At 60.4% G+C, this 26,872-nt stretch carries 22 protein-coding genes; 15 read left to right on the forward strand and 7 right to left on the reverse strand.

The annotated features are described in order from the left end of the window. Positions 1-3: 3 nt before the first annotated feature. On the reverse strand, positions 4-1,329 hold the full coding sequence (locus KUD11_RS02905; protein ID WP_109386754.1) for a nucleotide sugar dehydrogenase: 1,326 nt from the start codon (positions 1,327-1,329) through the stop codon (positions 4-6). Between the two features lie 343 nt (positions 1,330-1,672). Between KUD11_RS02905 and KUD11_RS02910 the strand changes: the two genes are divergently transcribed. The 14 genes from KUD11_RS02910 (at position 1,673) to KUD11_RS02975 (ending at position 19,703) form a co-directional block, all read left to right on the forward strand. Continuing rightward, positions 1,673-2,782 carry a DUF2793 domain-containing protein gene (locus tag KUD11_RS02910; protein WP_109386752.1) on the forward strand — a complete coding sequence of 370 codons (1,110 nt, stop codon included), beginning with the start codon at positions 1,673-1,675 and terminating at the stop codon, positions 2,780-2,782. A 491-nt stretch (positions 2,783-3,273) separates the two neighbouring features. Then, positions 3,274-4,854 carry an ABC transporter substrate-binding protein gene (locus KUD11_RS02915; protein ID WP_109386750.1) on the forward strand — a complete coding sequence of 527 codons (1,581 nt, stop codon included), beginning with the start codon at positions 3,274-3,276 and terminating at the stop codon, positions 4,852-4,854. 158 nt (positions 4,855-5,012) lie between these two features. Then, positions 5,013-5,993 carry an ABC transporter permease gene (locus KUD11_RS02920; RefSeq protein WP_109386748.1) on the forward strand — a complete coding sequence of 327 codons (981 nt, stop codon included), beginning with the start codon at positions 5,013-5,015 and terminating at the stop codon, positions 5,991-5,993. Next, positions 5,993-6,949: an ABC transporter permease gene (locus KUD11_RS02925; protein WP_109386746.1), complete on the forward strand. Its 957-nt coding sequence runs from the start codon at positions 5,993-5,995 to the stop codon at positions 6,947-6,949. The genes KUD11_RS02920 and KUD11_RS02925 overlap by 1 nt, the downstream gene beginning before the upstream one ends. Further along, positions 6,949-7,923 carry an ABC transporter ATP-binding protein gene (locus KUD11_RS02930; RefSeq protein ID WP_109386744.1) on the forward strand — a complete coding sequence of 325 codons (975 nt, stop codon included), beginning with the start codon at positions 6,949-6,951 and terminating at the stop codon, positions 7,921-7,923. The genes KUD11_RS02925 and KUD11_RS02930 overlap by 1 nt, the downstream gene beginning before the upstream one ends. Further along, positions 7,923-8,885, forward strand: a complete 963-nt coding sequence (locus KUD11_RS02935; protein WP_109386742.1) for an ABC transporter ATP-binding protein — start codon at positions 7,923-7,925, stop codon at positions 8,883-8,885. The genes KUD11_RS02930 and KUD11_RS02935 overlap by 1 nt, the downstream gene beginning before the upstream one ends. A gap of 233 nt (positions 8,886-9,118) precedes the next feature. Continuing rightward, positions 9,119-10,519 carry a sigma-54-dependent transcriptional regulator gene (locus tag KUD11_RS02940; protein ID WP_109386740.1) on the forward strand — a complete coding sequence of 467 codons (1,401 nt, stop codon included), beginning with the start codon at positions 9,119-9,121 and terminating at the stop codon, positions 10,517-10,519. 1 nt (position 10,520) lies between these two features. Continuing rightward, positions 10,521-12,503 (forward strand): sensor histidine kinase, encoded by a 1,983-nt coding sequence (locus KUD11_RS02945; RefSeq protein ID WP_318010137.1) that lies wholly within the window; start codon positions 10,521-10,523, stop codon positions 12,501-12,503. Between the two features lie 408 nt (positions 12,504-12,911). Then, on the forward strand, positions 12,912-14,258 hold the full coding sequence (locus KUD11_RS02950; protein ID WP_109386738.1) for an ABC transporter substrate-binding protein: 1,347 nt from the start codon (positions 12,912-12,914) through the stop codon (positions 14,256-14,258). Positions 14,259-14,396: 138 nt separating this feature from the next. Beyond that, the gene (locus KUD11_RS02955) at positions 14,397-15,260 is read left to right on the forward strand and encodes an ABC transporter ATP-binding protein (protein WP_109386736.1); all 864 of its coding nucleotides are present in this window, start codon (positions 14,397-14,399) and stop codon (positions 15,258-15,260) included. Next, complete coding sequence (locus tag KUD11_RS02960) at positions 15,257-16,054, forward strand: ABC transporter ATP-binding protein (RefSeq protein ID WP_181375315.1); 798 nt, start codon at positions 15,257-15,259, stop codon at positions 16,052-16,054. The genes KUD11_RS02955 and KUD11_RS02960 overlap by 4 nt, the downstream gene beginning before the upstream one ends. Beyond that, positions 16,047-16,949, forward strand: coding sequence for a branched-chain amino acid ABC transporter permease (locus tag KUD11_RS02965; RefSeq protein WP_109386734.1), 903 nt, complete (start codon positions 16,047-16,049; stop codon positions 16,947-16,949). Before KUD11_RS02960 ends, KUD11_RS02965 begins: the two co-directional genes overlap by 8 nt. A 9-nt stretch (positions 16,950-16,958) precedes the next feature. Then, positions 16,959-18,017, forward strand: coding sequence for a branched-chain amino acid ABC transporter permease (locus tag KUD11_RS02970; protein WP_109386732.1), 1,059 nt, complete (start codon positions 16,959-16,961; stop codon positions 18,015-18,017). 216 nt (positions 18,018-18,233) lie between these two features. Next, positions 18,234-19,703 carry an NAD-dependent succinate-semialdehyde dehydrogenase gene (locus tag KUD11_RS02975; RefSeq protein WP_109386730.1) on the forward strand — a complete coding sequence of 490 codons (1,470 nt, stop codon included), beginning with the start codon at positions 18,234-18,236 and terminating at the stop codon, positions 19,701-19,703. 97 nt (positions 19,704-19,800) lie between these two features. Here the strand turns inward: KUD11_RS02975 and KUD11_RS02980 are convergent, their stop codons facing one another. From KUD11_RS02980 to KUD11_RS03005, 6 genes are all read right to left on the reverse strand, one after another. Continuing rightward, entirely contained in the window at positions 19,801-20,256 is a 456-nt protein-coding gene (locus KUD11_RS02980; protein ID WP_109386728.1) for an Hsp20 family protein, read from the reverse strand. A gap of 139 nt (positions 20,257-20,395) precedes the next feature. Beyond that, a complete protein-coding gene (locus tag KUD11_RS02985; protein ID WP_109386726.1) occupies positions 20,396-21,199 on the reverse strand; it encodes a trypsin-like serine peptidase in 804 nt (267 codons plus the stop codon). Next, positions 21,196-21,984: a trypsin-like serine peptidase gene (locus tag KUD11_RS02990; protein ID WP_109386724.1), complete on the reverse strand. Its 789-nt coding sequence runs from the start codon at positions 21,982-21,984 to the stop codon at positions 21,196-21,198. Before KUD11_RS02990 ends, KUD11_RS02985 begins: the two co-directional genes overlap by 4 nt. 67 nt (positions 21,985-22,051) lie before the next feature. Next, positions 22,052-23,386 (reverse strand): glycolate oxidase subunit GlcF, encoded by a 1,335-nt coding sequence (gene glcF, locus KUD11_RS02995; protein WP_109386722.1) that lies wholly within the window; start codon positions 23,384-23,386, stop codon positions 22,052-22,054. 1 nt (position 23,387) lies between these two features. After that, positions 23,388-24,515, reverse strand: coding sequence for an FAD-binding protein (locus KUD11_RS03000; protein ID WP_109386720.1), 1,128 nt, complete (start codon positions 24,513-24,515; stop codon positions 23,388-23,390). Between the two features lie 47 nt (positions 24,516-24,562). After that, the gene (locus KUD11_RS03005) at positions 24,563-26,002 is read right to left on the reverse strand and encodes an FAD-linked oxidase C-terminal domain-containing protein (protein ID WP_109388307.1); all 1,440 of its coding nucleotides are present in this window, start codon (positions 26,000-26,002) and stop codon (positions 24,563-24,565) included. 129 nt (positions 26,003-26,131) lie between these two features. Here KUD11_RS03005 and KUD11_RS03010 point away from each other — a divergent pair, with 129 nt between their 5' ends. Beyond that, complete coding sequence (locus KUD11_RS03010) at positions 26,132-26,842, forward strand: DUF599 domain-containing protein (RefSeq protein WP_109386718.1); 711 nt, start codon at positions 26,132-26,134, stop codon at positions 26,840-26,842. The last annotated feature ends 30 nt before the right edge of the window (positions 26,843-26,872 follow it).

A 26,872-nucleotide genomic window follows, 5' to 3' on the forward strand; every position in this document is an offset into this window, starting at 1 on the left:
CTATCAGGCCTTCACGATGTGGTCAGCCACGGCGCGAAACACACCGCGCGTGTCGATGATGAGCCGCGCATTGGTGTGGATCATGTCATAGTCGAACTTCGCGTGATCCGTGGTCAGCACGACCGCGTCAAAGCCCGCCAGTACCTCGGGCGTGAGCGGCACACTGGTCAGATCAAACGTATGTTGGCGCATCTTCGGGAAAACCGGCACATGCGGGTCGGTATAGGCCACCTCGGCCCCCGAAGCGCGGATAAGCTCCATGATCCGCACAGCCGGGCTTTCGCGCATGTCATCCACGTTCTTCTTGTAGGCAATGCCGAGAACAAGAATGCGCGCGCCTTTCATTGCCTTGCCATGCTCGTTGAGCGCGCGGCCCAGCTTGCCGAACACATATTCGGGCATAGCGCCGTTGATCTCGCCCGAAAGCTCAATAAACCGTGTGTGCAGCCCGTATTCGCGCGCCTTCCACGTAAGATAGAACGGATCGATGGGGATGCAGTGCCCGCCCAGACCGGGGCCGGGATAGAAGGGGGTGAAGCCAAAGGGCTTGGTCGCCGCGGCGTCGATCACCTCGAAAATGTCGATGCCCATCCGGTCGGCCACGGTCTTCATCTCATTGGCGAGGCCGATATTCACCGAGCGGTGGATGTTCTCCAAAAGCTTCGTCATCTCTGCGGTGCGTGTGGAGCTGACGGCGACGATCCGGTCAATGGCCTGCCCATAAAGCGCCTCCCCCGCCACAAGGCAGTCAGGCGTGTGCCCACCTACGATCTTGGGGATGGAACTGGTGTTGAACTGGGCGTTGCCGGGGTCTTCGCGTTCGGGCGAATAGACGAGGAACACGTCGCGCCCGACACGCAGCCCGGCGGCGTTGATACGCGGCAAAAGCTCCTCCTCGGTGGTGCCGGGATATGTGGTGCTTTCGAGCGAGATGACCTGCCCCACGCGCAGATAGGGTGCGACCGCATCCATGGTGCCTGTGACATAGCTCAGATCAGGCTCGCGGTATTTGTTGAGCGGCGTCGGCACGCAAAGGATCAGCGCGTCGGCCTCATGCGCGCGCGCCATATCGCAGGTGAAGACCATCCCCGCCTCATTGGCGCGCGCCACGGCCGCGTCCTCAATATGCTCAATCCCGGAATGGCCCGCGTTGAGGGCATCGACCTTCTCGACGTCGATATCGAACCCAAGCACTTTGTAACCAAGGCTGGCAAAGCGCAGCGCCAGCGGTTGGCCAACATACCCCATCCCCAAAACCCCGATGACAGCGGTCCGGGATCGCAGCCGCTCAACAAGGGCATCGATGATTTTCACTTCACTCAAATGCATAGACCATGTCCCGCTTAAAGTGTCGAAAGGCATGGTCGATAAGGGTGTTCAGCACATTATCGACCATGCTTTCGGGTGCAGATATTCAACCCATGGGTGTACGTACGTTCGATTAACCATCCTTAAGACAAAAGGTTAACGAAGGGTTTACGCGGCCCCGCAGTCGATAAATGTCTTCTGACCACAAGGGGCTTCAGGCCCTCCGCCTGCATGGGGCAAAAGGCAAGACACTCGCCGACCTCACGTCCAAAGGACGCAGGTAACGCGCGGTGCTGTAAGGGCTTTGTCACCTCTCAAAGCAAGGTTCGGGCCTGTTTTGTAACGTCCTCAAGGAGGTCTACCCATGTCCGCATTTACCGACAGCTCCACCCATCTCGGCCTGCCCTACATTCAGCCCGCGCAAGCGCAAAAACACGTCACCCATAATGAGGGCGTGCGCAGGCTCGATGCACTGGTGCATCTGGCCGTGCTCTCGGCCACCGTCACGTCACCACCAGCCAGCATAGAGGGCGCACGCTATCTCGTGCCCGCGGCGGCGACAGGGCTGTGGTCCGGGCAACCCGAAGGGACATTGGCGATATATGAGGGCGGCGCTTGGGTTTTCCTTATGCCGCACGCAGGCTGGCTGACCTTTGTGCAGGACACAGGCACACAGCTTGTCTTTGATGGGGCCACGTGGGGTGCGGCGGGCGGCGGTGACATGCAAAACCTCGATCAGGTCGGCGTACAAACCACAGCCGATGCGGTGAACCGGCTTGCCGTGGCCTCGGACGCGGTGCTTTTGACCCATGCGGGCGCTGGCCATCAAGTGAAGGTGAACAAAGCGGCACTCACGGATACGGCCAGCCTCCTGTTCCAGACCGGCTTCTCGGGCCGCGCTGAAATGGGCACCACCGGCACCGATGATTTCGGAATCAAAGTCAGCGCTGATGGCACAACCTTCACCACCGCGCTGCGGACAGAGGCCGCCACAGGGCGCGTGCATCTGCCCGGTAATGATGTCCGTTTTGACGGGCCCTACTGCATCGGCGACCGCAGGCCAAACATCACCGTTTCAGCCACATGGAACCTCGCGAATACATCAGGGGGCAATCTGCAAAGGCTTGTCGACGGCACGATGGGACAGCATGTCTGGTCAAACGGCACCGACCAAAGCGGGCGGCACATCCAGTTCGACCTGGTCGAGCCGCAGCAAATTAGCGAATTCCGCCTGCAATTTTCGGCCAATCATACCACCACCATCAAAACCGTGATCCGCGCGGCGAATGACCCCACGGGACCGTGGCTGACCCTGTCGGCCCCTGTGAGCTGGGCGGATATGATGTCGGGAGGTGTCGTTACCTTGCCCGCCACCCCGCTACAACCCTTCGCCCATTACCGCATCCACGCAGTGAGTGGGATTGAGACAAACCCACCGTGGTTCAACGGGATCGAGATGGCCACCCAAGGCTAGCCGGGTGAGGCCACAGGAGCTGGCATGGCCATGCGCAAAAGCCGGGGCGGGACGCCTGCCCCGGAACGCTGCCACCCATTTTGAGGTGGTATCTTTGTCTACAGCCCAGACAGGCGACAGCCGGTGAATTTATCTTTTTCACAGAGTTACGCACTCGGTAGCCTCGCTGGACATGCCGGCTAAGATGGCATTCTGACACCTCTGCAAATACGGCGAGCCGTTAGACTTGGTGTCTTCAAATAAACCCGCAAATGGAATACTGCTGTTTATTTGGGCATACGCACCTGCGCGCACCCTTTCAAAACCCACGCAAGCCATCATTCGCATATCGCGGCCTGTCCGTATATTAAGGAGTTGAGCCTGAAAGCGGCGGGTTTTGCCTGAAAAAATCACATTTTTGCCTGCCGTAAGGTCAATCGACAGGTTCTTGCAAAGCGTGCCTATCTCGCTCAAACTGCGCCCAAATCAAACAAACACGCGGGAGAATGCACATGAAATCGACGATGGCACTTACCATAACAGCCATGCTGCTCGCCACAGCCGCCCCAGTGAGCGCGGAAACGCTGCGCTGGGCGCGGGCGGGTGATGCGCTGACACTTGATCCGCATGCCCAGAACGAAGGGCCCACCCACACCATACGTCACCAGATGTATGAGCCTTTGATCATCCGCGACGTCACCGGCGCTTTCGAGGCCGCCCTTGCCACCGATTGGGCCCCCAAGGCCGATGATCCCAATGTGTGGGTTTTCAATCTGCGTGAGGGGGTGACCTTCCACGATGGCGCGGCCTTTACCGCCGAAGACGTGGTCTTCAGCTTCGAGCGCGCCAAACAACCCAATTCGGACATGAAAGAGCTGATCGGCTCCATCACCGAAGTGCGCGCCGTGGATGACTTCACGGTTGAGATGGTGACAGACGGTCCAAACCCCATTCTGCCATCGAACCTGACCAACCTCTTTATCATGGACAAGACATGGACCGAGGCAAACGGCACCGTTGATGTGCAGGATTTTGAAGGCGGCGAGATCACATTCGCCACCACAAACGCCAACGGCACCGGCCCTTACGTGCTGCAAAGCCGCGAGCCGGATGTGAAAACGGTCATGACACGCAACGACGCCTATTGGGGCATCGATCAGTTCCCGATGGAAGTGACCGAGATCGTCTACACACCAATCCAGAACGCCGCGACCCGTGTGGCCGCGATGCTGTCGGGCGAGGTGGATTTCCTCCAAGACATGCCCGTGCAGGATCTTGAGCGTGTGAACGCGGTCGAGGGTCTTGTGGTAAAGCAAGCGCCACAAAACCGCGTGATCTTCTTTGGCATGAACCAAGGGGCCGATGATATCGAGGCCGACAATGTCGACGGGGCCAACCCTCTGGCAGATGTGCGCGTGCGCAAGGCGATGTCGATGGCCATCAACCGCGATGCGATCCAGCAAGTCGTGATGCGCGGCCAAAGCAAGCCCGCAGGCATGATCGCGCCGCCATTCGTCAACGGCTGGACCGCCGAGATGGACGCGGAATCCGCCACCGATATCGAAGGGGCCAAGGCGCTTCTGGCCGAAGCCGGGTATGCGGATGGGTTTTCGATCCGTCTGGATTGCCCCAATGACCGCTATGTGAACGACGAAGGCATCTGTCAGGCCGCCGTGGGTATGCTGGGTCAAATCGGCGTCACGGTCAATCTTGATGCCAAGCCAAAGGCGCAGCACTTCCCATTGATCACCGACAGCCAGACAGATTTCTACATGCTGGGCTGGGGCGTGCCGACCTACGATTCCGAATATGTCTTCAACTTCCTCGTGCATACGCGCGAAGACGATATCGGCACATGGAATGGCACCGGATATTCCAACCCGGACCTCGACACGATGATCAAATCACTGGCATCGAACACCGATCTTGAGGCGCGCAACGCCGATATCGCCAAAATCTGGCGGATCGTGCAGGACGAACAGCTCTACATTCCGGTTCACCACCAGGTGCTGAACTGGGGCATGTCCGAAAAAGTAGGCATTGAGGTCGATCCCGAGGATCAGCCAAAGGTCAAACATTTCACCATGAACTGACCCAAAGCTGCGGCGCGCCTGAGACAGGGCGCGCCGCCACCCCGAGGGTCATGTTTGTGAGAGGCGCGCCCGAGATATAAGCGCCGCGCCAGACCCTTCGCCACGAAATTCACCTGCGAGACCACCCTGTGCGGTCGGCTATTGGGGCAATCATCACTATGCTGGCCTACATCATCCGCCGCGTCGCGCAATCCGTCCTTGTCCTGCTGATCGTAGGGCTTGCGGCCTTTTCGATGTTCACCTTCGTGGGCGATCCCATCGACAACATGCTGGGGCAGGAGCGCACAGCCGCGGATATTGAGCGGCTGCGCATCCAGCTTGGTCTCGATCAGCCCTTCATCGTGCAATATTACAAATTCCTCGAAGGGGCCTTGCAGGGCAATTTCGGGGTGAGCTACCGGCAAGGGCGCCCCGTGGCCGACATCTTGCTGGAGCGCGCGCCCGCCACGCTGGAACTTGCCGCCGTGTCGGGCGTGCTGGCCATTATCTTTGGCATCGCTTTCGGCGTGTTCACCGCGATCCGGCGCGATGGGTTCGTGTCCAATTTCATCATGTCCGCGTCGCTCATCGGGGTCTCGCTGCCCACGTTCCTGATCGGTATCCTTTTGATCTACATCTTCTCGGTCGAGCTTGGCTGGCTGCCCAGTTTTGGCCGGGGCGAGACGGTCCAGATCGGCAACTGGTCCACCGGACTTCTGACCGCCTCGGGCCTCAAGGCGCTGATCCTGCCGTCCATCACCCTTGGGCTTTACCAGATGACGCTAATCATGCGGCTGGTGCGCTCTGAGATGCTGGAGGTTTTGCGCCAGGACTATATCCGCTTTGCCCGCGCCCGAGGGCTGAAGGACCGGGCGATCAACTTCCGCCATGCGCTGAAAAACACGATGGTACCCGTCATCACCGTCATCGGCCTGCAACTGGGCGCGATCATTGCGTTCGCGATCATCACCGAGACAGTGTTTCAATGGCCCGGCGTGGGTCTGCTCTTCATCAACGCGGTTCAGTTCGTCGATATCCCCGTCATGGCTGCCTACCTGATGCTGATCTCGGTCATGTTCGTCGCGATCAACCTGATCGTGGACATTCTCTATTTCTTCATCGATCCGCGCTTGCGCGTTGATCGGGCAAAGGGCCACTGATGACAGATATACCAGCAGAACCTCCCGCAAAGACGGTGGAGAAATCGCGGCTGCGCGTATTCCTAGACAGCGACATCTACTACGCGTTTCGTAAATCCCCCGTTGCGGTCGTGTCGGCCATTGTGGTCAGCATCTTGATCCTTGCCGCCCTCTTTGCCCCGTGGATCGCACCGACCAACCCGTTTGATCCCGCATCTCTCAACCTGATGAACGGCTTCACCGGGCCAATGGCCCCCAACGCATTCACCGGCGAGGTCTTCTTGCTGGGCACCGATGACCAAGGGCGCGATGTGTTCTCGACCATTCTCTACGGGATGCGCGTGTCGCTCTTTGTGGGCGTAGCCGCGGTCTTGCTCGCCATGGTTCTCGGCATCACCCTCGGGCTGATTTCGGGCTATGTGGGCGGCTGGACCGAGACGATCATCATGCGCACCGCCGATGTGCAGTTGACGTTTCCATCCATCCTCGTGGCCATGCTGATCTTCGGTGTGGCAAAGGGGTTTACGCCCGTGGAATACCGCAATCAAATGGCGATCTGGGTCCTGATCCTCGCCATCGGGCTCAGCGAATGGGTGCAGTTTGCACGTGTCGTGCGCGGGGCGACGCTGGTTGAAAAGCGCAAGGAATATGTCGAGGCCGCGCGTCTGATCGGGCGCTCGCCCTTCGCCATCATGCTGCGCCATATCCTGCCCAACGTCCTGTCGCCGGTGCTGGTCATCGCCACGATTTCGCTCGCGCTTGCCATTATCGCCGAGGCCACGCTGAGCTTTCTTGGCGTCGGCGCGCCCGCAACACAGCCCTCGCTCGGCACGTTGATCCGCATTGGCCAAGGGTTCCTCTTCTCCGGCGAATGGTGGATTTTGCTCTTTCCCGCCATCACCCTGCTGATGCTGGCGCTCAGCGTGAATTTGCTAGGTGATTGGCTGCGCGACGCGCTCAATCCGAGGCTGCGCTGATGTCCGGTCCAGTCCTGTCCATCCGCAACCTCTCGGTTGAGATCCCCACGCGCAGCGGGATCGTGAAGCCGGTGGATGGCGTGAGCTACGACATTCATGCAGGCGAAATCCTCGGTGTCGTTGGTGAAAGCGGCGCGGGCAAGTCAATGGCCGGCAACGCCGTGATCGGCCTTCTGAACCCGCCTGCGCATATCGCGGCGGGGGAGATCTGGTTGAACGGCAACCGCATTGATGCGCTCAAGGGCGAGGCCATGCGCAGCCTGCGTGGCAAAGACATCGGCATGGTGTTTCAAGATCCTCTAACCTCGCTGAACCCGCTTCTCAGCATCGGGGATCAGCTGACCGAGACCATGCTCACCCACCTCGCGATCAACCGCGCGGAGGCCGAGCGCCGCGCCGTAGAGGCGCTTGAAGAGGTGGGCATCCCCGGAGCCGCCCAGCGCATCGGCAGCTATCCGCATGAGTTCAGCGGCGGGATGCGCCAGCGGGTCGTTATCGCGCTGGCCCTGTGTGCAGAGCCGTCGCTGATCATCGCGGATGAGCCGACAACCGCGCTTGATGTCTCGGTGCAGGCGCAGATCATTGCCCTGCTGAAACGGCTCTGCCGCGACCGTGGCACCGCCGTGATGCTGATCACCCATGATATGGGCGTCATTGCGGAGGCCGCGGACCGCGTCGCGGTCATGTATGCCGGACGGCTGGCCGAGATTGGCGCGGTGCGCGACGTGCTGACCCAGCCGCAACACCCCTACACAAGCGGCCTCATGGCTTCGACCCCGCTGGCATCAAAAGGCAAGGCGCGGCTTCACCAGATTGAAGGCGCGATGCCACGGCTGAACAATGTGCCCGAAGGGTGCCCGTTCAACCCGCGATGTGGATATGCGCAAGACAAATGCCGCGCGGCCCCCTCCCCGCAAATCTCGGACGGGCACGCAGCATGCTGGTTCCCACTACTGTCCGAGAAGGTATCTTAATGGCGCTGATTTCCGTAAAGAACCTGACCCGCGTTTTTGACGTCTCCAAGCCATGGCTCAACCGGGTGATTGAGCGGCGGCCAAAGGCATTTCTGACGGCTGTCTCGGACGTGGATTTCGACGTGGCCGCGCGCAGCACTTATGCGTTGGTCGGTGAAAGCGGGTCCGGTAAATCCACCATTGGTCGCATGTTGGTCGGGCTCTTGACCCCCTCGGAAGGCACGGTCGAGATCAACGGCGTGAACCTCGCCACCGAGACGGATGCGGGTAAGGTCGACGTCATCCGCTCCGACATTCAGATGATTTTCCAAGACCCTTTTGCCTCGCTCAACCCGCGCTGGCGGGTGCGCGACATTATTGTGGAGCCTGTAGTCGCGCGGGGCGGCGACGCAAAAGGGCTTGCCGAAAAGCTGCTGGAGCAGGTGGGGCTCTCACCGCTTGATGCAGGTAAATTCCCACATGAGTTTTCGGGCGGGCAGAGGCAACGCATTTGCATAGCCCGCGCGCTCTCATCCGAGCCCAAGCTGATCGTGTGCGACGAGCCTACATCGGCCCTTGATGTCTCGGTGCAAGCGCAAGTCCTGAATTTGATGAGCGATCTCAAGGATGATTTCGGCCTGACCTATGTGCTGATCAGCCACGATCTGACCGTGGTTCAGCATATGGCGGACCGTATCGGCGTGCTCTATCTTGGCCGATTGGTGGAGGAGGCAAGCCCCGAGGATCTCTTCGCCAACACCAAGCACCCCTATACCAAAATGCTGCTCGAAGCCGCGCCCAGAATGGACGGGTTTGGCCGTGAGGCGACCCTGCCTGAGGGTGAAATCCCCGATCCGATCAACCCGCCGCCGGGCTGCGCGTTCAATCCACGCTGCCCGATTGCCACGGATATTTGCAGGCAGAAACGGCCCGCGATGCGTCTGCTTGGTGATACGCGCGTGGCGTGCCATCTGGCTGAGTAGCGCCTTGCACCGCCGTGTGGCGCGCTCCAATCGGTTCTAAGGACGCGAAAACAGCAAAAAGTTGCCATGTGTCACGGTGATCCCTTAGCATGGGGTCAGCGGTTAGAGGACAATAACCATGGCCAGCGTTTCAAAGGATGATTTCCGCACACCCCAAGCCGCCAGTCTTGTGCCCAACACAGCACGACGCGGGCAAGCGTCCCTTCGTCACCCCACAGCCGTAACGGTCCGCCATGTCCATCATTGCCAGTGACCGCCCAGACACCCCACAAAAGACCGGAAAGACCGGCATCTCAGACGGGTATGCTCAGGCATTGACGGGCGCAAGAGTGCTGGTTGTCGATGACGAGCCCGGCATGCGCAACTTTCTAAAGAAGGTGCTGGACGGGTTTTGCGCCAAAGTCGATGTGACCGAGCACACCGAAGAGGCATCCAAGCTTCTGGACGCAAACAGCTATGATGTCATCGTTCTGGACAACATCATGCCCGACAAATGCGGGCTTGATTGGTTGGCGGAGCAACGCCAGATCGGCCTTTTCAGCGACGCCATCCTGATCACCGCCCACGCTGATCTTGATACCGCGATCCAAGCCATCAGAGCGGGGGCCAGCGATTTTCTGGTGAAGCCCTTCCGCTCCAATCAGGTGCTCAACGCGATTGCCCATTCGTTGGAGCGCGCCCGCCTCAGACGCCAGAACATGGTGCTGCGCCACGAACTTGAGCTGCACAAGGATCACCTCAAGCACCGCAATGCGCTTGTCGGAAGCTCGCCCGAGATCAGCCATGTCCGCGAGGTTATCGAGCGCGCGGCGCAATCCTATGCCCATGTCGTCATTCGCGGGGAGGTCGGATCAGGCAAACAGGTCGCAGCCCGCATGTTGCACGCCGCCTCGGCGCGCGCGGACAATCCCTTCGTCTGGCTCCAATGTTACGGGATGACAGAAAAAACCTTTCAGGAGCGGCTCTTTGGCAGGCTGGACCCCGAAACCGGCGACGCGTTCCAAGGCAAGGAGGGTATGTTGCTCAGCGCGGCGGGCGGCGCGCTCTATCTCGAAGATGTCGAAAAGCTTTCGCCCGGGTGCCAGAATATCCTGAGCGAGCTTCTCAGCACCGGGCGTTTCAGCCCGCTGGGCGCACGGCGCAGTGTGGAGTTGGACGTGCGGATCATCAGCTCCACCACACGTCCCTTGGCAGAGATCACCAACACGTTCGGCTTTCGCACCGATCTTTTCTACCTGCTCACCGTGGTTGAGATCGTGCTGCCGCCCCTGCGTGAGCGGGTCGAAGATATTCTGGAGCTTGTCTCCTTTTTCTCTGAAAATCTGGCAAAGCGCATGAGCGCTACTTTGCCCGCGCTGTCCACGACGGCCCGCCGCCGCTTTTTGTCCCATAGCTGGCCGGGCAATGTCATGGAGCTTCGCAACACGGTGGAGCGCGCCCTCATTCACGGTGATTTTGACACAGCCCTCGGCCAAAGCGCCGATCTGCATGACATGGACAGCCTCGCTGCGGTGGAGCAGCGCCATATTCTGACCGTTCTGGATGCCTGTCACGGCAATCGCGCTGAGGCCGCCCGCCGTTTGGGCGTGGCGCGCAAAACCATAGATCGCAAATGTCAAAGCTGGGGCATTTGAGGTGATCCGATCCGTTCGGTGGCGGCTCTTGCTGATGGCGCTGTTGCCGTTGATCTTGATGCTGCCGCTTCTCTTTGGCCTCGCGATGCTGCGCTGGATCAATCAGTATGATGATCTGGTCATCGCCAAAGTGGCCAGCGATCTACGCGTGGCCGAGCAATATTTCGGCCGCATCGAGGAAACGCAGGCCGCAGAAGTTGCGGCCGTGGGCAAATCCCTGGACTTCGCCGAAGCGGTATCTGGCGGCGACGGCGCAGTCAGCGCGTTTCTCGACACCAAACGCGCGGAGATTGGGCTGGATTTCCTGATCCTCGGCTCATTGTCCGATCCACAAATGCCCGAGACCCTGCGCGAAGTGGCCCTGACTGCGACCACGGATGCGCCCAGCGCCCATCTTGTGCTGCTCAGCGCCACGGTTCAGAAAGCAATCTCCGAGCCCCTCGCCGCACGGGCCGCGATCCCGCTCGTGCCAACGCAAGCCGCGCGCGCGATTGCGCGTGATGTGGAAAGCCGCGGCATGTTCATCCTCGCCGCATACCGGCTGTCGGACCCGGATATGGTCCTGCTGGGTGGGCGGCTTTTGAACCGCAACCTTGATTTCATCGACACGATGAACGCACTGGTCCACCGCGACGAAACTGGCGCCGTCTCGCGGGCCGGCACGACCACCCTGTTTCTCGAAGATGTGCGGATATCGACCAATGTCCGGCTCTTTGAAGGCTCGCGCGCCTTGGGCACGCGTGTGTCCGAGGCCGTCTGGCAGAAGGTGATGGTGACCGGGCAGACATGGCTCAACCGAGCGTTTGTCGTGAACGATTGGTATATTTCCGGCTACGTCCCGCTCACGGATGTCTTCGGCGACCGGATCGGGATGCTCTACACAGGCTTTCTCGAAGCGCCCTTCATCGCTCAGCGCAACGCGACGGTGCTGGCGCTGATCCTCGCCTTCGTCACCGTGATCGGCCTCTCAGCCCCGCTTTTCTTGTGGCTCGCGCGGGGCATTTTCGCACCTTTGGAGATGATGACGGCAACCATGGCACGGGCGGAGGCGGGGGCGCTCGATGCGCGGATCGGGCCGGTGGACGAGAACAGCGAAATCGGGGCCGTGGCGCGCCATCTCGACCGTCTTCTTGATCAGGTCGAGGAGCGTGACGCTTCCTTGCGCGACTATGCCGACAACCTCAACAACCTGGTCGCACAGCGCACCCAAGAGCTTCAAGAAGCCAATCACAAGCTGGAGGCCACGTTTACCCAATTGGTCATGGCGGAAAAGCTGGCCTCCATCGGGGAGATCACGGCGGGTGTCGCCCATGAGATCAACAATCCCGTGGCCGTCATTCAGGGCAATCTGGAGGTGGTCCGCATGGGGCTCACGCCACGGCAACAAGACGATATGAAGATCGAGCTTGACCTGATTGACGCCCAAACCCACCGGATCAACGTCATGGTCGGGAAGTTGCTGAACTTCACCCGGCCTGACGAGATGTCCGACCTGATCGCATCGCTGCGGGCGGACAAAGCGGTGCGGGATTCGCTGATCCTTGTTGCCGCCGATCTGCGCGCACACAAGATCGACACGGTCATAAGCCACATCCCCAGCCCCATATTCAGAGCGGTCGAGACCGAGCTTCAGCAAGTGTTGGTCAACCTCTTCACCAATGCGATGCAAGCCATGGACATGGGCGGCACACTCACCATCCACACAAGACCTGCGGCGCGCGACAGCGTGTCCGGGGCCGAGATCGTGGTCAGTGATAGCGGGCCGGGCATCCCGGCAGACACGCTCGACAATGTGTTTGACCCCTTCATGACGACAAAGCAGGGCACCGGCTCGGGGCTGGGGCTGTCGATCAGCCAGAGCTTAGTGACCCGAGTCGGCGGTTTGATCAGCGTCAAGAGCATGCCGGGCCAAGGTGCGACATTTAGCGTCTGGTTTCCGGCGGCGGACAATTCGCCCCGAGTGGCTGCAAAAGACCCCACATAAGCGGACATTTTGTCCCTCACTCTGCCAGAAGCGCAGTCAAAAGTGGACTTTTTGACCTTCTGCGACGCCGCATAAATCACTCAACATACTGATATTAAATAACTTTATTGACAGATTCGATCACTCCGCCTAGCGTCAGACCTCACAGGCCAATTGCGATCTGTCGTGTGGGCTCCATGGCGCACCAGCCAAGGAGACCGCGCCAATCTGGGGGGATTAAGGAGCGCTCGCAAAAACGCCTGGCTGCGAATTTACCCGCGCACCCAAGCAAGCGCCCATTTTGCGTTTGTGCCTGATCGCACCGCAGCGCGATCTATCCGTTGTTGTCCTAAGCGCCCGCACGAACGGGTCACCCGACATCGTCTGCGGCAAGGCCACAGAACCAATTTAACTGGGAGGAGACCACATATGTTTAAATACCTACTCAACACATCACTGGTGACCGCTGTGGCAACGATCGCCGCGCTATCCACCACGGCATTGCCCGACAGGGCAGTCGCCCAAGAGACACAGTATTTCCCAATCGCCAGCAGTCGGGTCGGGCCCTATTCCGCAATGGGCACCGGCTATTACGGCGCGCAGATAGACTACATCAACTACGTCAACATGAATGGTGGCGTGAACGGTGTGATGCTGACGTGGCAGGAATGCGAGACGGAATACAACGCGGTTAAAACTGTCGAATGTTATCAGCGCCTCTTGGAAAAAGACGGTCAGAAGATGGTGGTGTTCGATACGTTGGGCACGCCCGGCGCCTATGCGGTGATCAACCGGATGGCCGAGGATGAAGTGGTTCTTGCGCAATATGGCTATGGGCGCACGGATGCGGCCGATGGCCGGGTCTGGCCTTGGGTCTTCAATGCGGCGGGGCATTACTGGTCCCAGATCGCCGTGAAGATGCGGTTCATGGCCGAGCAAGAGGGCGGTGTTGAAAACATGGCTGGCAAGAAGATCGTGCACATGCATATCGACAGTGCCTTTGGCCGCGAACCCCTGCCCGCGATGCGCGCCATTGCCGAGGAATGGGGCGTTGATCTGGTCGAGATTTCCATCCCGCCCCCCGGTCTTGAGCAGCAGTCGCAGTGGCTTCAGGTCCGCCGCGAACAGCCCGATTGGGTCACCTTCTGGGGTGCCGGATCGGGCATGAACTCCACCGGCATGACCAATGCCGCCCGGGTCGCCTTCCCGCGAGAGCGTTTGATCTATGTGACCTTTGGAGCCGCCGAAGAGGATATGTATCCCGCAGGCGATTCCGCCACCGGAACTTATGCGATGGCGAATGTTCTGCCGGGGATGGAATTCCCGCTGGTCGCCTCCATCAAAGAGCAGGTCTATGGCGCGGGCGAGGGCAATCTGGCGGATGAGAGCCGCGTTGGCTCCGTCTACTGGAACCGGGGCCTTGGGGCTGCGGTCATGTGGATTGAGGCGCTGAAAAACGCGCAGGAGATGCATGACAAGGTGGGCCAAGCCGTCACCGGTGCTGAATTCCGCGCAGGCTATGAAGCGCTCGATATGTCGGAAGCGCGGCTCGAAGAGATCGGGATCAAAGGCATGATCGCCCCGTTTGCCCTCTCGTGTGAAAACCACGAAGGCGCGGATGGACGCTTTGCCATGATGCAGTGGGACGGGACGAAATTTGTCCAAGTGACTGATTGGGAAGCTCCGCTCGATCCGGCCTATATCCGTGGGCTGGTTGAGGAATCTGCGGCGAAGTTTGCCGCCGACAACGGCCTCACCCCACGAGAGTGTTCCTAACATCTCAACGACATGACCGACCGGACGGGGGGCTGCATGCAAACGCGCAGCCACCCGCCCAACTGCCCGCCCTTCGGCCCGCCCCAAACGGGTCCGGATGCGGGAGACAGATGTCCCGACATAAATGGCAAGAGTTTCATGACAGCAGAGACAGACAACATTCTGAAGATCGACAGCATTGAGGTCATCTATGACAGCGTCATCGCGGCGGTGCATGATGTCTCGCTCACCGTTCCAAGGGGCAAGATCGTGGCCCTGCTCGGCGGCAATGGCGCAGGCAAGAGCACTACGCTCAAGGCCGTGTCTACGATGCTGGCCGCCGAACGCGGTAAGGTCACGCGCGGCAAGATCACCTATGACGGCACGCCCGTGAAAAATCAGGAACCCTCAGAGATGGTTCGGCTCGGGATGGTACAGGTCCTTGAGGGGCGGCGCTGTTTTGGCCACCTCACGGTTGAGGAAAACATCATCGCCGGGGCCTATTCGCGCAAACTCTCCAAGGCCGAAATGCGCAACGAGCTGGAAAAGATATATACGTATTTTCAGCGTCTGAGGGACCGCCGCACCAGTCAGGCCGGGTTCACCTCAGGTGGTGAGCAACAGATGGTGGCGGTGGCCCGCGCGATGATGGCCAAGCCCAAGATGCTCTTGCTGGATGAGCCCTCGATGGGCCTCGCACCACAGCTTGTGGCCGAGATTTTCAACATCGTGAACGAATTGAACCAGAAAGAGGGCGTGAGCATTCTTCTGGCCGAGCAAAACACCAATGTCGCCCTGCGCAATGCCGATTACGGCTACATCATCGAGACGGGCAAGGTGATGCTGGAAGGCACAGGGCAGAGCCTCCTGAACGACGACAAGGTCAAGGAACTCTACCTCGGCATCTCCAAGGAGGGCCGCAAGAACTTCCGCGATGTGCTGCGTCAGGAAAGCGCGGCACATCCCGATCTTCATCATGATCACCCAGGTGCAAGCAGCCAGAAAGGGGGCGGACCCTCATGACCATAGCGCGCAAATTTCCAATCGGTGATCCGATCCTTGAGGTGGAAAACATCTCGCTCAGCTTTGGTGGGGTCAAGGCCATCACCGACAGCTCCTTTGCGGTGCTCAAGCACGAGATCAAGGCGATCATCGGGCCCAATGGCGCGGGCAAAAGCTCCATGCTGAATTGCATCAACGGCATCTACAAACCGCAAGTTGGCACCATCGCCTTCAATGGTGAGGTGATGGACAAGATCAGCCCCAACATCATGGCCCGCAAAGGCATCTCCCGCACGTTCCAGAACCTCGCGCTCTTCAAGCGGATGTCGGTGCTGGACAATATTCTGGTGGGCCGCAAGCTGCACATGACGTCCAATTTCCTTCAGGTGGCCTTCCAGACGCCAAAGGCGCGCCGAGAGGAGCGCGTGAACCGCGAGTATTGCGAAGAGATCGTGGAGTTTCTTGAGATCTCCCACATTCGCGACACGCCCGTGGGCAGGCTGCCCTACGGCTTGCAAAAGAAGGTCGAGCTTGGCCGCGCGCTGGCAACCGAAGCTGACGTGCTGCTGCTCGATGAGCCGATGGCGGGCATGAATGTGGAAGAAAAGCGCGAAATGTGCCGCTTCATCCTGAAGGTAAACGACGAATTCGGGACCACGATGGTTCTGATCGAACATGATATGGGGGTCGTGATGGACATATCCGACAATGTGGTCGTGCTCGACTATGGCAAGATCATCGCAGACGGAACGCCTGATGAGGTGCGCGCAAACCAAGCGGTCGTGGACGCCTATCTGGGGGTGGCCCATGACTGAGGTTCTTTTCTTCTTCGAGGTCGTTCTGGCCGGGCTTCTGGCGGGCACGATGTATTCGCTCGTCGCTTTGGGTTTCGTGCTGATCTACAAGGCGTCGTCCACGTTCAACTTCGCGCAGGGTGCCATGGTGTTCTTTGCCGTGCTATCCTTCGTGGGCTTCATGGAGCTGGGCCTGTCGTTCACCGTGGCTTTCATCGTCACGATCATGCTGATGGTTCTGGTGGGGTATTCCACCCAGAAGCTCGTGATACAGCCGCTGATGAACCAGAGCGAGGACACCGTCCTCATGGCCACAATCGGCCTCGGCTTCGTGCTTGAGGGGCTGGCGCAGGCGGTCTGGGGGGTGGAAGTCCGCCGCCTCGACCTCGGCATTGGCGATTTCCCGATCCAGTGGGTTGTCGATAGCACAGGTCTCTTCATCAGCGCGCTCGATCTGACCGCCGGTCTGGTCGCGGGTGTGCTCATTTTGGTGCTGGCGCTTCTCTTTCGCTACACTAAAATGGGTCTGGGCCTGCGCGCCGTGGCGGATGATCCGGGTGCTGCAAGCTCCATCGGCATCCCGCTGAGCAACATCATGCTGTTGGTGTGGTCTGCGGCCGGGGTTGTGGCGCTTGTGGCCGGTATGCTCTGGGGCGCACGGGCGGGGGTGCAATTCGCGCTTGTCGATCTGGCGCTCAAAGCCCTTCCTGTTCTGATCATCGGCGGCTTCTCGTCGATCCCCGGCGCCATCGTCGGCGGGCTTATCATCGGTTCGACCGAGAAGGTGCTTGAGGTCTATATCGGCCCGTATTTCGGCGGCGGTATCGAAGTCTGGGCGCCGTTCGTTCTGGCAATCATGTTCTTGCTGTGGAGGCCCGAGGGGCTCTTTGGCGAAAAAATCATCAGACGTGTGTGAGGGGCGGATATGAAACAGAGAACTGAAATCATGGGCTATGCGCGGGGCGATTTCGTCAACTTCCTTGTGCTTATGGCACTGGGGTTTGCGGTGATCCCCATGCTCGTCTCATCGGGCTACTGGTATTCCTCGATCCTGATCCCGTGGCTCTGCCTCGCGCTCGCGGCGGTCGGGCAGCAGATCGTGATGGGCTATGCCGGGCAGCTTGCCCTTGGTGCGGCGGGCTTCATGGCGGCGGGCGCATTTGCCTGCTTCAACCTGATCCTGCGGGTGCCCGACATCCCGTTCTTCGCGGCTCTGGGCCTCTCGGGCCTTGTGGCGGCGGCGTTCGGAGTACTCTTCGGTCTGCCCAGCCTCAGAGTGCGCGGCATATATCTGATGGTTGCCACTCTGGCGTCGCAGTTCTTTATCATCTGGATGATCGACAAGTTTGGCTGGTTCAAAAACTATGACACCTCCGGCATCATCACCGCTCAGGACATCGTCATTTTCGGGCGGACCTTCTCCTCACCTTTGGAGATGTATCTCATCGTCCTTGTGGTGACGACAGTGCTGACGGTGCTCGCGGTGAACATGGCGCGCGGCGCCACGGGCCGGAATTGGATGGCGGTGCGCGATATGGATATCGCTGCGGAATCGATGGGGATCTCCCTCCTGCGGACCAAGCTACAGGCCTTCGCGATAAGCGCCTTTTACTGCGGCGTCGCGGGCGCCCTCTTTGCCTTCACCTACCTCAAATCAATGGAGCCGGTGGCCTTCGATATCAAACTCTCGTTTGACATCCTCTTCATGGTGATCTTGGGCGGGCTGGGCACAATCAGCGGAGCCTTCATCGGCGCGGCCTTCATCCTGCTCTTTCCGGTCGTTCTCAACACATTGGGCAATCAGCTCTTCCACGGCATGATCGACGCGACCATCATCTCGTCCATCGAGCTGGTCGTCTTCGGTGTGCTGATCATCCTCTTCATGATCTACGAGCCCTTGGGCATGGCAAAGCTCTGGGAGAATTTGAAACAGAAGGTCAGATCGAAACCGGCAGCAGCGCAGGAAAAGCTGGCTGAACCGTAGGGTCTCAAAACCAGGCTGACAGCTTTGATCTTAACGCTGTCAGTCGGTAGGGCTTTGGGGGCCAAAGGGCCTTAAAGTGGGCAAGGCTATGTCGCCTCCGGCGGGAGTATTTTGGCTAAGAAGAAGGGCACGGAAGGCGGACCCTCTTGGGGGCTGGACAAGGCGCGGACAAGGTGGTCTTTGCTCACCCAACACCAATAGCGGAAGGACCATGCCATGCGCACCACCGATCTCAAATCCCTGTTGAAAGATCCCAGCCTGCTGGCCGAGAAAGCCTATGTGAACGGCGAATGGGTGTCGGGGGATAGCACCTTTGAAGTGAAGAACCCGGCGCGTGGCGATGTGATCGCCAATGTGGCGGACCTGAGCCGGGCGCAGGTGGCGGACGCCGTGGCCGCAGCAGAGGTGGCGCAAAAAGAGTGGGCAAAGTGGACCGGCAAGGAGCGTGCCGCAGTGCTGCGCAAGTGGTTCGATCTGATGATGGAGAACCAAGACGATCTGGGCATCATTCTGACGGCCGAGCAGGGCAAGCCGCTGGCCGAGGCCAAGGGCGAGATTGCCTACGGTGCATCGTTCATCGAGTTTTTCGGCGAGGAGGCCAAACGCAATTACGGTGAAACCATTCCCGGCCACCAGCGCGACAAGCGTATCACAGTGATCAAGCAACCCATCGGTGTGGCGGCCTCCATCACGCCGTGGAATTTCCCCAACGCGATGATCACCCGCAAGGCCGCACCCGCGCTGGCGGCGGGCTGTGCCTTTATCGGCCGGCCCGCTGCGGAAACGCCCCTGTCGGCCACCGTCATGGCCGTTTTGGCCGAGCGCGCGGGCATTCCCAAGGGCGTGTTCAACATCGTCACCTCCTCGCGCAGCTCAGAGGTCGGAAAAGAGTTCTGCGAGAACCCTGCCGTGCGCAAGCTGACCTTCACCGGCTCCACCGAGGTGGGGCGCATCCTGCTGCGCCAGGCCGCGGATCAGGTGATGAAATGCTCCATGGAGCTGGGCGGGAACGCGCCGTTTATTGTCTTTGACGATGCCGATCTCGATGCGGCGGTCGAGGGTGCGATCCTGTGTAAGTTCCGCAATAACGGCCAGACCTGTGTGTGTGCCAACCGGATTTACGTACAGGCCGGGGTCTATGACGCCTTTGCCGCCAAGCTGACAGAAGCGGTGAAAAAGCTCAAGATCGGCGACGGTATGGAGGAAGGCGTCACACTCGGCCCGCTGATCAACGCCGATGCGATCACCAAGGTTCAGGAACACGTGGCAGACGCTAAGGCCAAGGGCGCCCAAATCGTCATGGGCGGCGGCGATCCGGTGCAGGGCGAAGGTTTCTTCTTGCCCCCCACCATTCTTACAGGCGTCACTCAAGACATGATGGTCAGCCAGGATGAGACTTTTGGCCCGCTCGCCCCGCTTTTCAAATTCGAGGATGAGGATGACGTGATCGCCATGGCCAATGACACGATCTTCGGCCTTGCCAGCTACTTCTACGCCAAGGATCTCAGCCGCGTCTACAAGGTGGCTGAGGCGCTGGAATACGGCATCGTTGGCGTGAATACCGGCATCATCTCGACCGAGCTTGCGCCCTTTGGTGGCGTGAAGCAATCCGGGCTGGGCCGCGAAGGCAGCCATCACGGCATGGATGACTTCCAAGAGATGAAATACATCTGCATGTCCGTCTGAAACCAAAAGAGCGCGCCACGGCATAAATGGCGCGCTCTCCCTGCTTTTTCTTGGTCTAAATACCCAAATCCACCGACCAATGCCGGGTGGCCAGAGGTCAGTTCACCGCCTGCCCTTCGACAACATCCGTACCTTTTCCAATCTCAATCCGGCGGGGTTTGAGCGCCTCGGGCACTTCGCGCGCCAGATCGATATGCAGCATCCCGTCCGCATGGGCCGCACCCGTAACCCGGACATGATCGGCCAGTTGGAAACGACGCTCAAACGCGCGAGTCGCAATGCCGCGATGCAGGAAGGTGCGGGCGCTCGCGTCTTCACTCTTGCGTGCCGAGACATAAAGCGCGCCGTCTTTCACCTCGACCGACAGATCATCCTCGGCAAAGCCTGCCACAGCGATCGAGATGCGGTACGCATCATCAGCGGTTTTCTCAATATTGTATGGGGGGTACGTAGGCTGTGTGACGTCTGTGGACGCAACACGGTCCAGCATATCTGCAATTTGGTCAAAGCCGACAGTGGCCCGGTAAAGCGGGGCCAGATCAAAGTTTCGCATGGGATATCCTCCGTTGAGCGATTCCGTTTTGATGTGCCTTCCCATAGGGGACAGGCGCCGAAGCGGACCCGTTCTGTGGCATCCGCTGAACAATAATTGGGAAAGGTTATGGGTGGTTTCAAGACCTTCGCGCCCGGCCTCAGGGTTTGGCGAATTTTGCACCCGACGCGCCGCCGCCCTGCCCGACTTTCACGCGTCTGGGGGTGGCGACGGCGGGCCCAGCCTCGCGGCGCAGCTGCGCTTTGAGGTCCTCCACCAGATCCGGGAGGGCCATGCCGTAGGCAATCGGAGCGCCGTCTGATGTACCGCCGCTGCTGATCACCGAGACGATGCGCGCACGGCCATGCTCGCCCGTGAACACAGGCGCGCCGGAGGAGCCAAATGTCACGTCACAATCAAGCGCCAGAAGCCCCTGCCCCGCTGCCGTCACGCCGCAGGCGCGTTGCCATGACAGCGCCGCCTCGCGCCCGCGCCCGTAGGACACCACGCTGACCTTTTGGCCCGCCCGGCCTTCGCCCGCCAAAACGAACGGCGCGGCTACCGCGCTCGGGATCGGGGCCGCAAGCTTCAAAAGTGTGGTATCGTGCCGGATCATCTCGGCGCTCAGCGCATAGCCCGGCACATAGCCCGGATGCGCCGCAACCTGCGCCACACCGCTTTGCGAAATGAACGTGCCGTCGCGCAGGCCCGCACTAAAGGTGATCGCCTCAGGCGCCACGGCCTGGTTCATGCGGTCATAGACACAATGCGCCGCTGTGAGCACCAGATCAGGCGCAATCAGCGTCCCGGTACAAAAGCTCCCCGAGCCGATATCAATGCGGCCCACGGCCTCCCATCCAAAGAGATCCTCACGATCCGTCAGGCGGATCAGGCTGCTGCCCGCCCCCACAGGTGCAGCAAGGCCAACCGCCAGTGCAGCCGCGATCCAGAGACGCCCCCTCATGGTTTTGCGAATTTCGCGCCCGTGTCGCGGCGTGTGTCCGCGCTGGTCACGAAAGCTCCATTGCCAGCGGCCATTTCAGCGCGCAGCACTTGCAGGGGTTTTTCCAATTGCGTGCCAAGCGAGACTTTTTGCCCGTCCACTTCGGCCATGGCCGACACAACCGAGACAACACGCGGCGCACCGCCCTCAAAGCTGAAGATCGGCGCGCCGGAGCTGCCGAAATCCACATCGCATGACATCACGAGAACACCTTGCTGACGCGCCATAACCTCACAGACCTGCTGCAAGGATGGCGCATCGGAACGGCCACGCGCGTAGCTCACAACGCCTATCTCCTGACCCTTGCGGGGGCGGCGATCGGTCTCAAAGGGGACCACGCGGGCGTTGCGGATGGGGTGATGGAGCTGCAAGAGCGCCACATCATTGCGCACGCGGTCCGCCTCTACGGCAGAGCTGAACGCATAGGCCGGATGCACCACAGCGCGTTTGACGTTACGGTAGGCCGAGGCGCGGCCATTACGCCAACCTGCGCGAAATTCGATATTTTGCGGATCAATCGCAGCGCCTGTGTCTCGGTCAAACAGACAATGCGCCGCCGTCAGCACCAGATCAGGCGCGATCAGCGCGCCGGTGCAAAATCCCTTGCCGCCCAGATCAAGTCGCCCCACAGCCTCCCAGCCGCGCCCGTCATCCCCGGTATCGAGCCGCTTGAGCCCTGTTTCCTGCGCATATGAGGCGGCAGGCACAAGCGCACAGGCCAGAACCAAAGCAATGAAACGCCACATATAACTCTCCGCATACAAGGATCAGACTGCCAGAATTAGCAGCGGTTTAGGGCGAAATTTGGGCGACTTAGGCAGGCATCCGCAGGTTTGGAACTGCCAGCTCAGAGGCACCTGCACCCTCCCGCAGCTTGGGCGGTATCGGCCCGCCTGTCGCCCAATCCAAAAGCTCTACCGTGTGCACAATAGGCACGGCTGTCGCGCCGCCGATCTGCATCATACAGCCAATATTTCCCGCCGCGATCACATCGGGGTTTTTCGCCTCCAGCGTCTGCACCTTGCGCGCCTTGAGTTCTTTGGAAATCTCGGGCTGCATCAGGTTGTATGTGCCCGCCGATCCGCAGCAAAGATGCGCATCTTTCGGCTCCACAATCGCGAAGCCCGCACGTTTGAGAAGGTCTTTGGGATAGGTCTTGATCTGCTGCCCATGCTGGAGCGAGCAGGCCGCGTGATAGGCCACGGTCAGCCCCTTATCCGCCCCCTCAGGCAGATCAAGTTGCATCAAGATTTTCGACACATCCATGGCAAGCGACGACACCCGCGCAGCATCTTCTGCCAGCGCACCACCCCGGAACATATGGCCGTAATCCTTCACCGTGGTGCCGCAGCCCGAAGTGTTGATCACGATGGCATCAAGGCCCGGTCCGTCCATCTCGGCAGCCCATGCGCGGATATTCCTGGCCGCCGTTCCGTGGCTCTCATCCGTTTTGCCCATATGATGGGTCAGCGCGCCGCAGCACCCCGCGCCTTGCGCCACCACAACCTCACATCCAAGCCGCGTCAGCAGGCGAATGGTGGCATCGTTGATATCGGTGTTGAGCGCCTTTTGCGCACAGCCCGTCATCAGCGCCACGCGCTTTTTGCGCGCGCCAGTGGGCGCAAAGCTTTGCGGATCGTCATTGCGGCTGACGGGGGGTACCTGTTTCGGGGCCATCTCCAACATCGCGCGCAACCGCGCATCGGGCATCAGCCGGGCAAAGGGCCGCGCTATCTTGGCACCAAGAAGTGCGACGCGAAACCGCATCGGATAGGGCAGGATGCGCGCAAGGACCCACCGCAGGGCACGGTCCGACAGCGGGCGTTTGTATTTCTGCTCGATATATTCGCGCGCATGATCCACCAGATGCATATAATGCACGCCCGAGGGACAGGTCGTCATACAGGCGAGACAACTCAGGCATTTGTCGATATGGCCCACGGTCTTGGCATCCGGGATACGCTCGTTCTCCAGCATATCCTTGATCAGATAAATCCGGCCCCGTGGGCTATCAAGCTCATCGCCAAGCACCTGATAGGTGGGGCACGTGGCTGTGCAGAACCCGCAATGCACACAAGTGCGCAGGATCTCATTGGCGCGCGCGGTGCCGGGGTCAGCCAGCTGCTCAGGGGTGAATGTGGTTTGCATGCTAGCTTACGGCCTCCATCGGGGCGGCCGCCATCAGGCCGGGATTGAACAGACCGCGCGGATCGAAACGGGCGCGCAGCCCCGCCTCGATCGCGGCCAGGGGTGCGGCCTGTGGCTGAAAGACACCAAGGCGGGCTTTGGTTTCGGGCGCGGCCCGCATAAGCGTCGCGTGGCCCTTGAACGCCCCAAGGCTCGCGCGCAGATCCATGCCGCTGGGGACGCGCAGCCACACAAGGCCACCGCCCCAGTCATAGACCGCCTCTGCCCCCGGCAGCGCCGCCACAAGCCCCGGCGCGTCCGATGGCTTGACCGACAGACGCCAGACATCACCCGACCCACCGCTCAGCGCACGCACATCGCGGATATCTTCCCACAATGCGGCAGCGTCCAGATCAAGCGCAAACGCCCCAAACGGCGCCAAAACCTCAACCATCTTTGCCGCACGGTAGGACACGGACGCCTCAAACCCCTCAAGACGCACCATCGTGCGCCCACCCGCGACATGCGCCGCACCCGTCACATCATAGGGCGTGCCAAGGGCAGCACTCAGCGCCTTGACGGCGATCACATCATCCAGCCCCTCGGCAATCAGCGTGCCAGTGCTACGCGCAATCGGCAGCACCTTGAGCGACACCTCGGTCAAGACCCCGAGCGTGCCGTAACTGCCCGCCATCAGCTTCACCAGATCATAGCCGGTGACGTTCTTCATTACCCGCCCACCGTTTTTCAAAATGCGCCCCTGCCCATCGACAAACCGCACGCCCAGACAATGATCGCGGCACGCACCCGTTTGAATACGCCGCGGCCCCGAGACATTGCCCGCCACCACGCCGCCAATCGTCGGCGTGCCGGACGTGCCCAACACGGCACGGTGGTCCATCGGCTCAAACGCCAGCCGCTGTCCCTCCTCGGCCAGCGCCGCGTCCACCTCGGCCACAGGGGTTCCCGCGCGCACCACGAGGGTCATCGCGCCGGGCTCATAAAGCTCAATCCCCGTCAGCGCGGACGTGCTCAGCGCCGCACCGGGCATAGCCGCGCCGATGGGCCGTGTGCCGCCACCGCATATGCGCAACGGCCCATTTGCCGCCGTGATCATCTCCGCCAGGGCGGTCTCACTCTCAGGTGTCATTCAGCTTCTTTCTGATCTTAAATACCTAAAATCGGCGCCCGCCGCGCTCACTCCGCCGCAATCCGGCGTGCTTCGCTGCGCCCCAAGGGGAATACTTTGGCCGGGTTCAAAAGCCATTCGGGATCAAACACATCCTTCACAGCCATCTGAATATCCAGATCATGGGCCGCATATTGATGATCCATCAGATCGCGTTTCTCGATGCCCACGCCATGCTCCCCGGTCAGACAACCGCCCACCTCAACGCAGAGCTTCAGGATTTCCGCACCAAATTCCTCGCAAAGCTCCAGATCACCGGGCTTGTTCGCATCATAAAGGATCAGCGGGTGCATATTCCCGTCGCCCGCATGGAACACGTTGCCCACTTTGAGACCAAATTTCTCGCTCATCTCCCCGATACGGCGCAGCACCAAGGGAAGCTGACTGACCGGGATCGTGCCGTCGAGACACATGTAATCCGCGATCTGGCCCATCGCGCCAAAGGCGGATTTGCGGCCAAGCCAGATTTTCGCGCTCTCCTCGGCGGAGGTGCTCTGGCGCAGCTCAACCGGGTTATGGCGCTCGGCAATCTCCAGAATGATCTCCAGCTGCTCATCAATCTCGGCGTCGCTGCCCTCAACCTCGACGATCAAAAGCGCCTCGCAATCGGGATAGCCCGCATGGGCAAACGCCTCGGTCGCGCGGATGCACGGGCGGTCCATGAACTCGATCGCGACGGGCAGAACACCCGCCTTGATGATGTCCGACACGCAGGCCCCCGCCACCTCGTTGCTGTCATAGCCGATCAGCACGGGCCGCGCGCCTTCGGGCTTGGCGAGGATACGCAACGTGGCTTCCGTCACCACGCCCAACTGCCCCTCCGAGCCGCAGATCACGCCGAGCAGGTCCAGCCCGCCTGCATCGAGATGCGCACCGCCGATCTCCGTCACGGTGCCGTCCATCATGACCATCGTGACGCCCATCAGATTATTCGTCGTCACGCCGTATTTCAGACAATGCGCCCCGCCCGAATTCATCGCGATATTGCCCGCGATGGCGCAGGCAAGCTGGCTGCTGGGATCGGGCGCATAGAAAAATCCGTTCTCTTCCACGGCGCCAGTGACGCTGAGATTGGTCCGGCCCGACTGCACGCGAATGAAGCGGTTGTCGTAATCCGTCTCCAACACATCGTTGAGCCGCGCCACCCCGAGGATCACGCAATCACCCGTCGGCAAGGCCCCGCCCGCAAGCGATGTGCCCGAGCCGCGCGGCACGACCGGCACACTCATTTGGTGGCAGACCTTGAGCGTGGCGGCGACTTCCTCGGTGCTCTCGGGCAGGACCACGGCGAGCGGCGGGCAGCGATAGGCGGTGAGCGCGTCACACTCATAGGCCCGCGTCTGCGCCTCGTCCGAGATCACAGCATTCGCGGGCAAAACGGCCTGAAGCGCCGCCACGATCTCGGCCTTGCGCGCCAGAATTCCGGCATCAGGTGTTGGCATCTGCATCGGGGGCTCCTTTTGATGCGTTTCGCCTTGGTCGTGAGGCACTCAATCGCAGCGCAAGACCTATTGGTAATAAAATATAACCAATTTCTCCCTCTGGCAAGCGGCGCGGGGCGAAGGTATGAATGGGTCATGGATTTACTCAGCCGCCTGGCCCTCTTCACCCCGCTCGATTTCGCCGCTCTGGCCCTCTTGGTCGGCCTCTGGGTTATTTCCGGCTATCTCATTGAGAACCCAGGTAAATCATGGCCTTCAGTCTCGCATCTCATGGCCAATTACCGGCGCGCGTGGATGGTGCACATGGTCACCCGCGATCCGCGTATCTTTGACGCGCAAATCCTCAGCACCCTGCGGCAGAGTACATCATTTTTCGCCTCGGCCACGATGATTGCCCTAGGGGCCGGTCTCGCGCTGTTGGGCAATACCGAGCAATTGATCAGCCTTGCCGACGATTTGGCCATCCCCCAAGACCCTGAGATCGTTTGGGAAATCAAGATCCTCGTGATCCTCGCCTTTCTCGGCAATGCGTTTTTCAAATTCGTCTGGTCGAATCGCCTCTTTGGATATTGCGCCGTGATAATGGCCGCCGTGCCCAATGATGCGGACAGCCCTCTGGCATTGGCGCGCGCCGCCAAGGCAGGAGAGATCAACATCACCGCCGCGCGCAGCTTCAACCGCGGCCTGCGTGCGATCTATTTCGCGCTGGCGGCCGGGGCGTGGCTGGTGGGGGCGGAGGCGTTGATCGGGGCGACGCTCCTGGTCTGTCTTATCCTCGTGCGGCGCGAGTTTGCCTCACAATCGCGCAAAGTGCTGCTTGGACCCGAGCCTGACGAGGCTCCATGACATATTTCACACATAGACGTGACATGCAGG

Origin of the sequence: Roseovarius carneus (genome assembly GCF_020141465.1) — a bacterium.
Lineage (GTDB): Bacteria > Pseudomonadota > Alphaproteobacteria > Rhodobacterales > Rhodobacteraceae > Roseovarius > Roseovarius carneus.

What these genes read in the sequence shown, in the direction of transcription:
- KUD11_RS02905 (WP_109386754.1), bottom strand. Translation starts at nt 1,329, where the DNA reads ATGCATTTGAGTGAAGTGAAAATCATCGATGCCCTTGTTGAGCGGCTG.
- KUD11_RS02910 (WP_109386752.1), top strand. Translation starts at nt 1,673, where the DNA reads ATGTCCGCATTTACCGACAGCTCCACCCATCTCGGCCTGCCCTACATT.
- KUD11_RS02915 (WP_109386750.1), top strand. Translation starts at nt 3,274, where the DNA reads ATGAAATCGACGATGGCACTTACCATAACAGCCATGCTGCTCGCCACA.
- KUD11_RS02920 (WP_109386748.1), top strand. Translation starts at nt 5,013, where the DNA reads ATGCTGGCCTACATCATCCGCCGCGTCGCGCAATCCGTCCTTGTCCTG.
- KUD11_RS02925 (WP_109386746.1), top strand. Translation starts at nt 5,993, where the DNA reads ATGACAGATATACCAGCAGAACCTCCCGCAAAGACGGTGGAGAAATCG.
- KUD11_RS02930 (WP_109386744.1), top strand. Translation starts at nt 6,949, where the DNA reads ATGTCCGGTCCAGTCCTGTCCATCCGCAACCTCTCGGTTGAGATCCCC.
- KUD11_RS02935 (WP_109386742.1), top strand. Translation starts at nt 7,923, where the DNA reads ATGGCGCTGATTTCCGTAAAGAACCTGACCCGCGTTTTTGACGTCTCC.
- KUD11_RS02940 (WP_109386740.1), top strand. Translation starts at nt 9,119, where the DNA reads ATGTCCATCATTGCCAGTGACCGCCCAGACACCCCACAAAAGACCGGA.
- KUD11_RS02950 (WP_109386738.1), top strand. Translation starts at nt 12,912, where the DNA reads ATGTTTAAATACCTACTCAACACATCACTGGTGACCGCTGTGGCAACG.
- KUD11_RS02955 (WP_109386736.1), top strand. Translation starts at nt 14,397, where the DNA reads ATGACAGCAGAGACAGACAACATTCTGAAGATCGACAGCATTGAGGTC.
- KUD11_RS02960 (WP_181375315.1), top strand. Translation starts at nt 15,257, where the DNA reads ATGACCATAGCGCGCAAATTTCCAATCGGTGATCCGATCCTTGAGGTG.
- KUD11_RS02965 (WP_109386734.1), top strand. Translation starts at nt 16,047, where the DNA reads ATGACTGAGGTTCTTTTCTTCTTCGAGGTCGTTCTGGCCGGGCTTCTG.
- KUD11_RS02970 (WP_109386732.1), top strand. Translation starts at nt 16,959, where the DNA reads ATGAAACAGAGAACTGAAATCATGGGCTATGCGCGGGGCGATTTCGTC.
- KUD11_RS02975 (WP_109386730.1), top strand. Translation starts at nt 18,234, where the DNA reads ATGCGCACCACCGATCTCAAATCCCTGTTGAAAGATCCCAGCCTGCTG.
- KUD11_RS02980 (WP_109386728.1), bottom strand. Translation starts at nt 20,256, where the DNA reads ATGCGAAACTTTGATCTGGCCCCGCTTTACCGGGCCACTGTCGGCTTT.
- KUD11_RS02985 (WP_109386726.1), bottom strand. Translation starts at nt 21,199, where the DNA reads ATGAGGGGGCGTCTCTGGATCGCGGCTGCACTGGCGGTTGGCCTTGCT.
- KUD11_RS02990 (WP_109386724.1), bottom strand. Translation starts at nt 21,984, where the DNA reads ATGTGGCGTTTCATTGCTTTGGTTCTGGCCTGTGCGCTTGTGCCTGCC.
- glcF (WP_109386722.1), bottom strand. Translation starts at nt 23,386, where the DNA reads ATGCAAACCACATTCACCCCTGAGCAGCTGGCTGACCCCGGCACCGCG.
- KUD11_RS03000 (WP_109386720.1), bottom strand. Translation starts at nt 24,515, where the DNA reads ATGACACCTGAGAGTGAGACCGCCCTGGCGGAGATGATCACGGCGGCA.
- KUD11_RS03005 (WP_109388307.1), bottom strand. Translation starts at nt 26,002, where the DNA reads ATGCAGATGCCAACACCTGATGCCGGAATTCTGGCGCGCAAGGCCGAG.
- KUD11_RS03010 (WP_109386718.1), top strand. Translation starts at nt 26,132, where the DNA reads ATGGATTTACTCAGCCGCCTGGCCCTCTTCACCCCGCTCGATTTCGCC.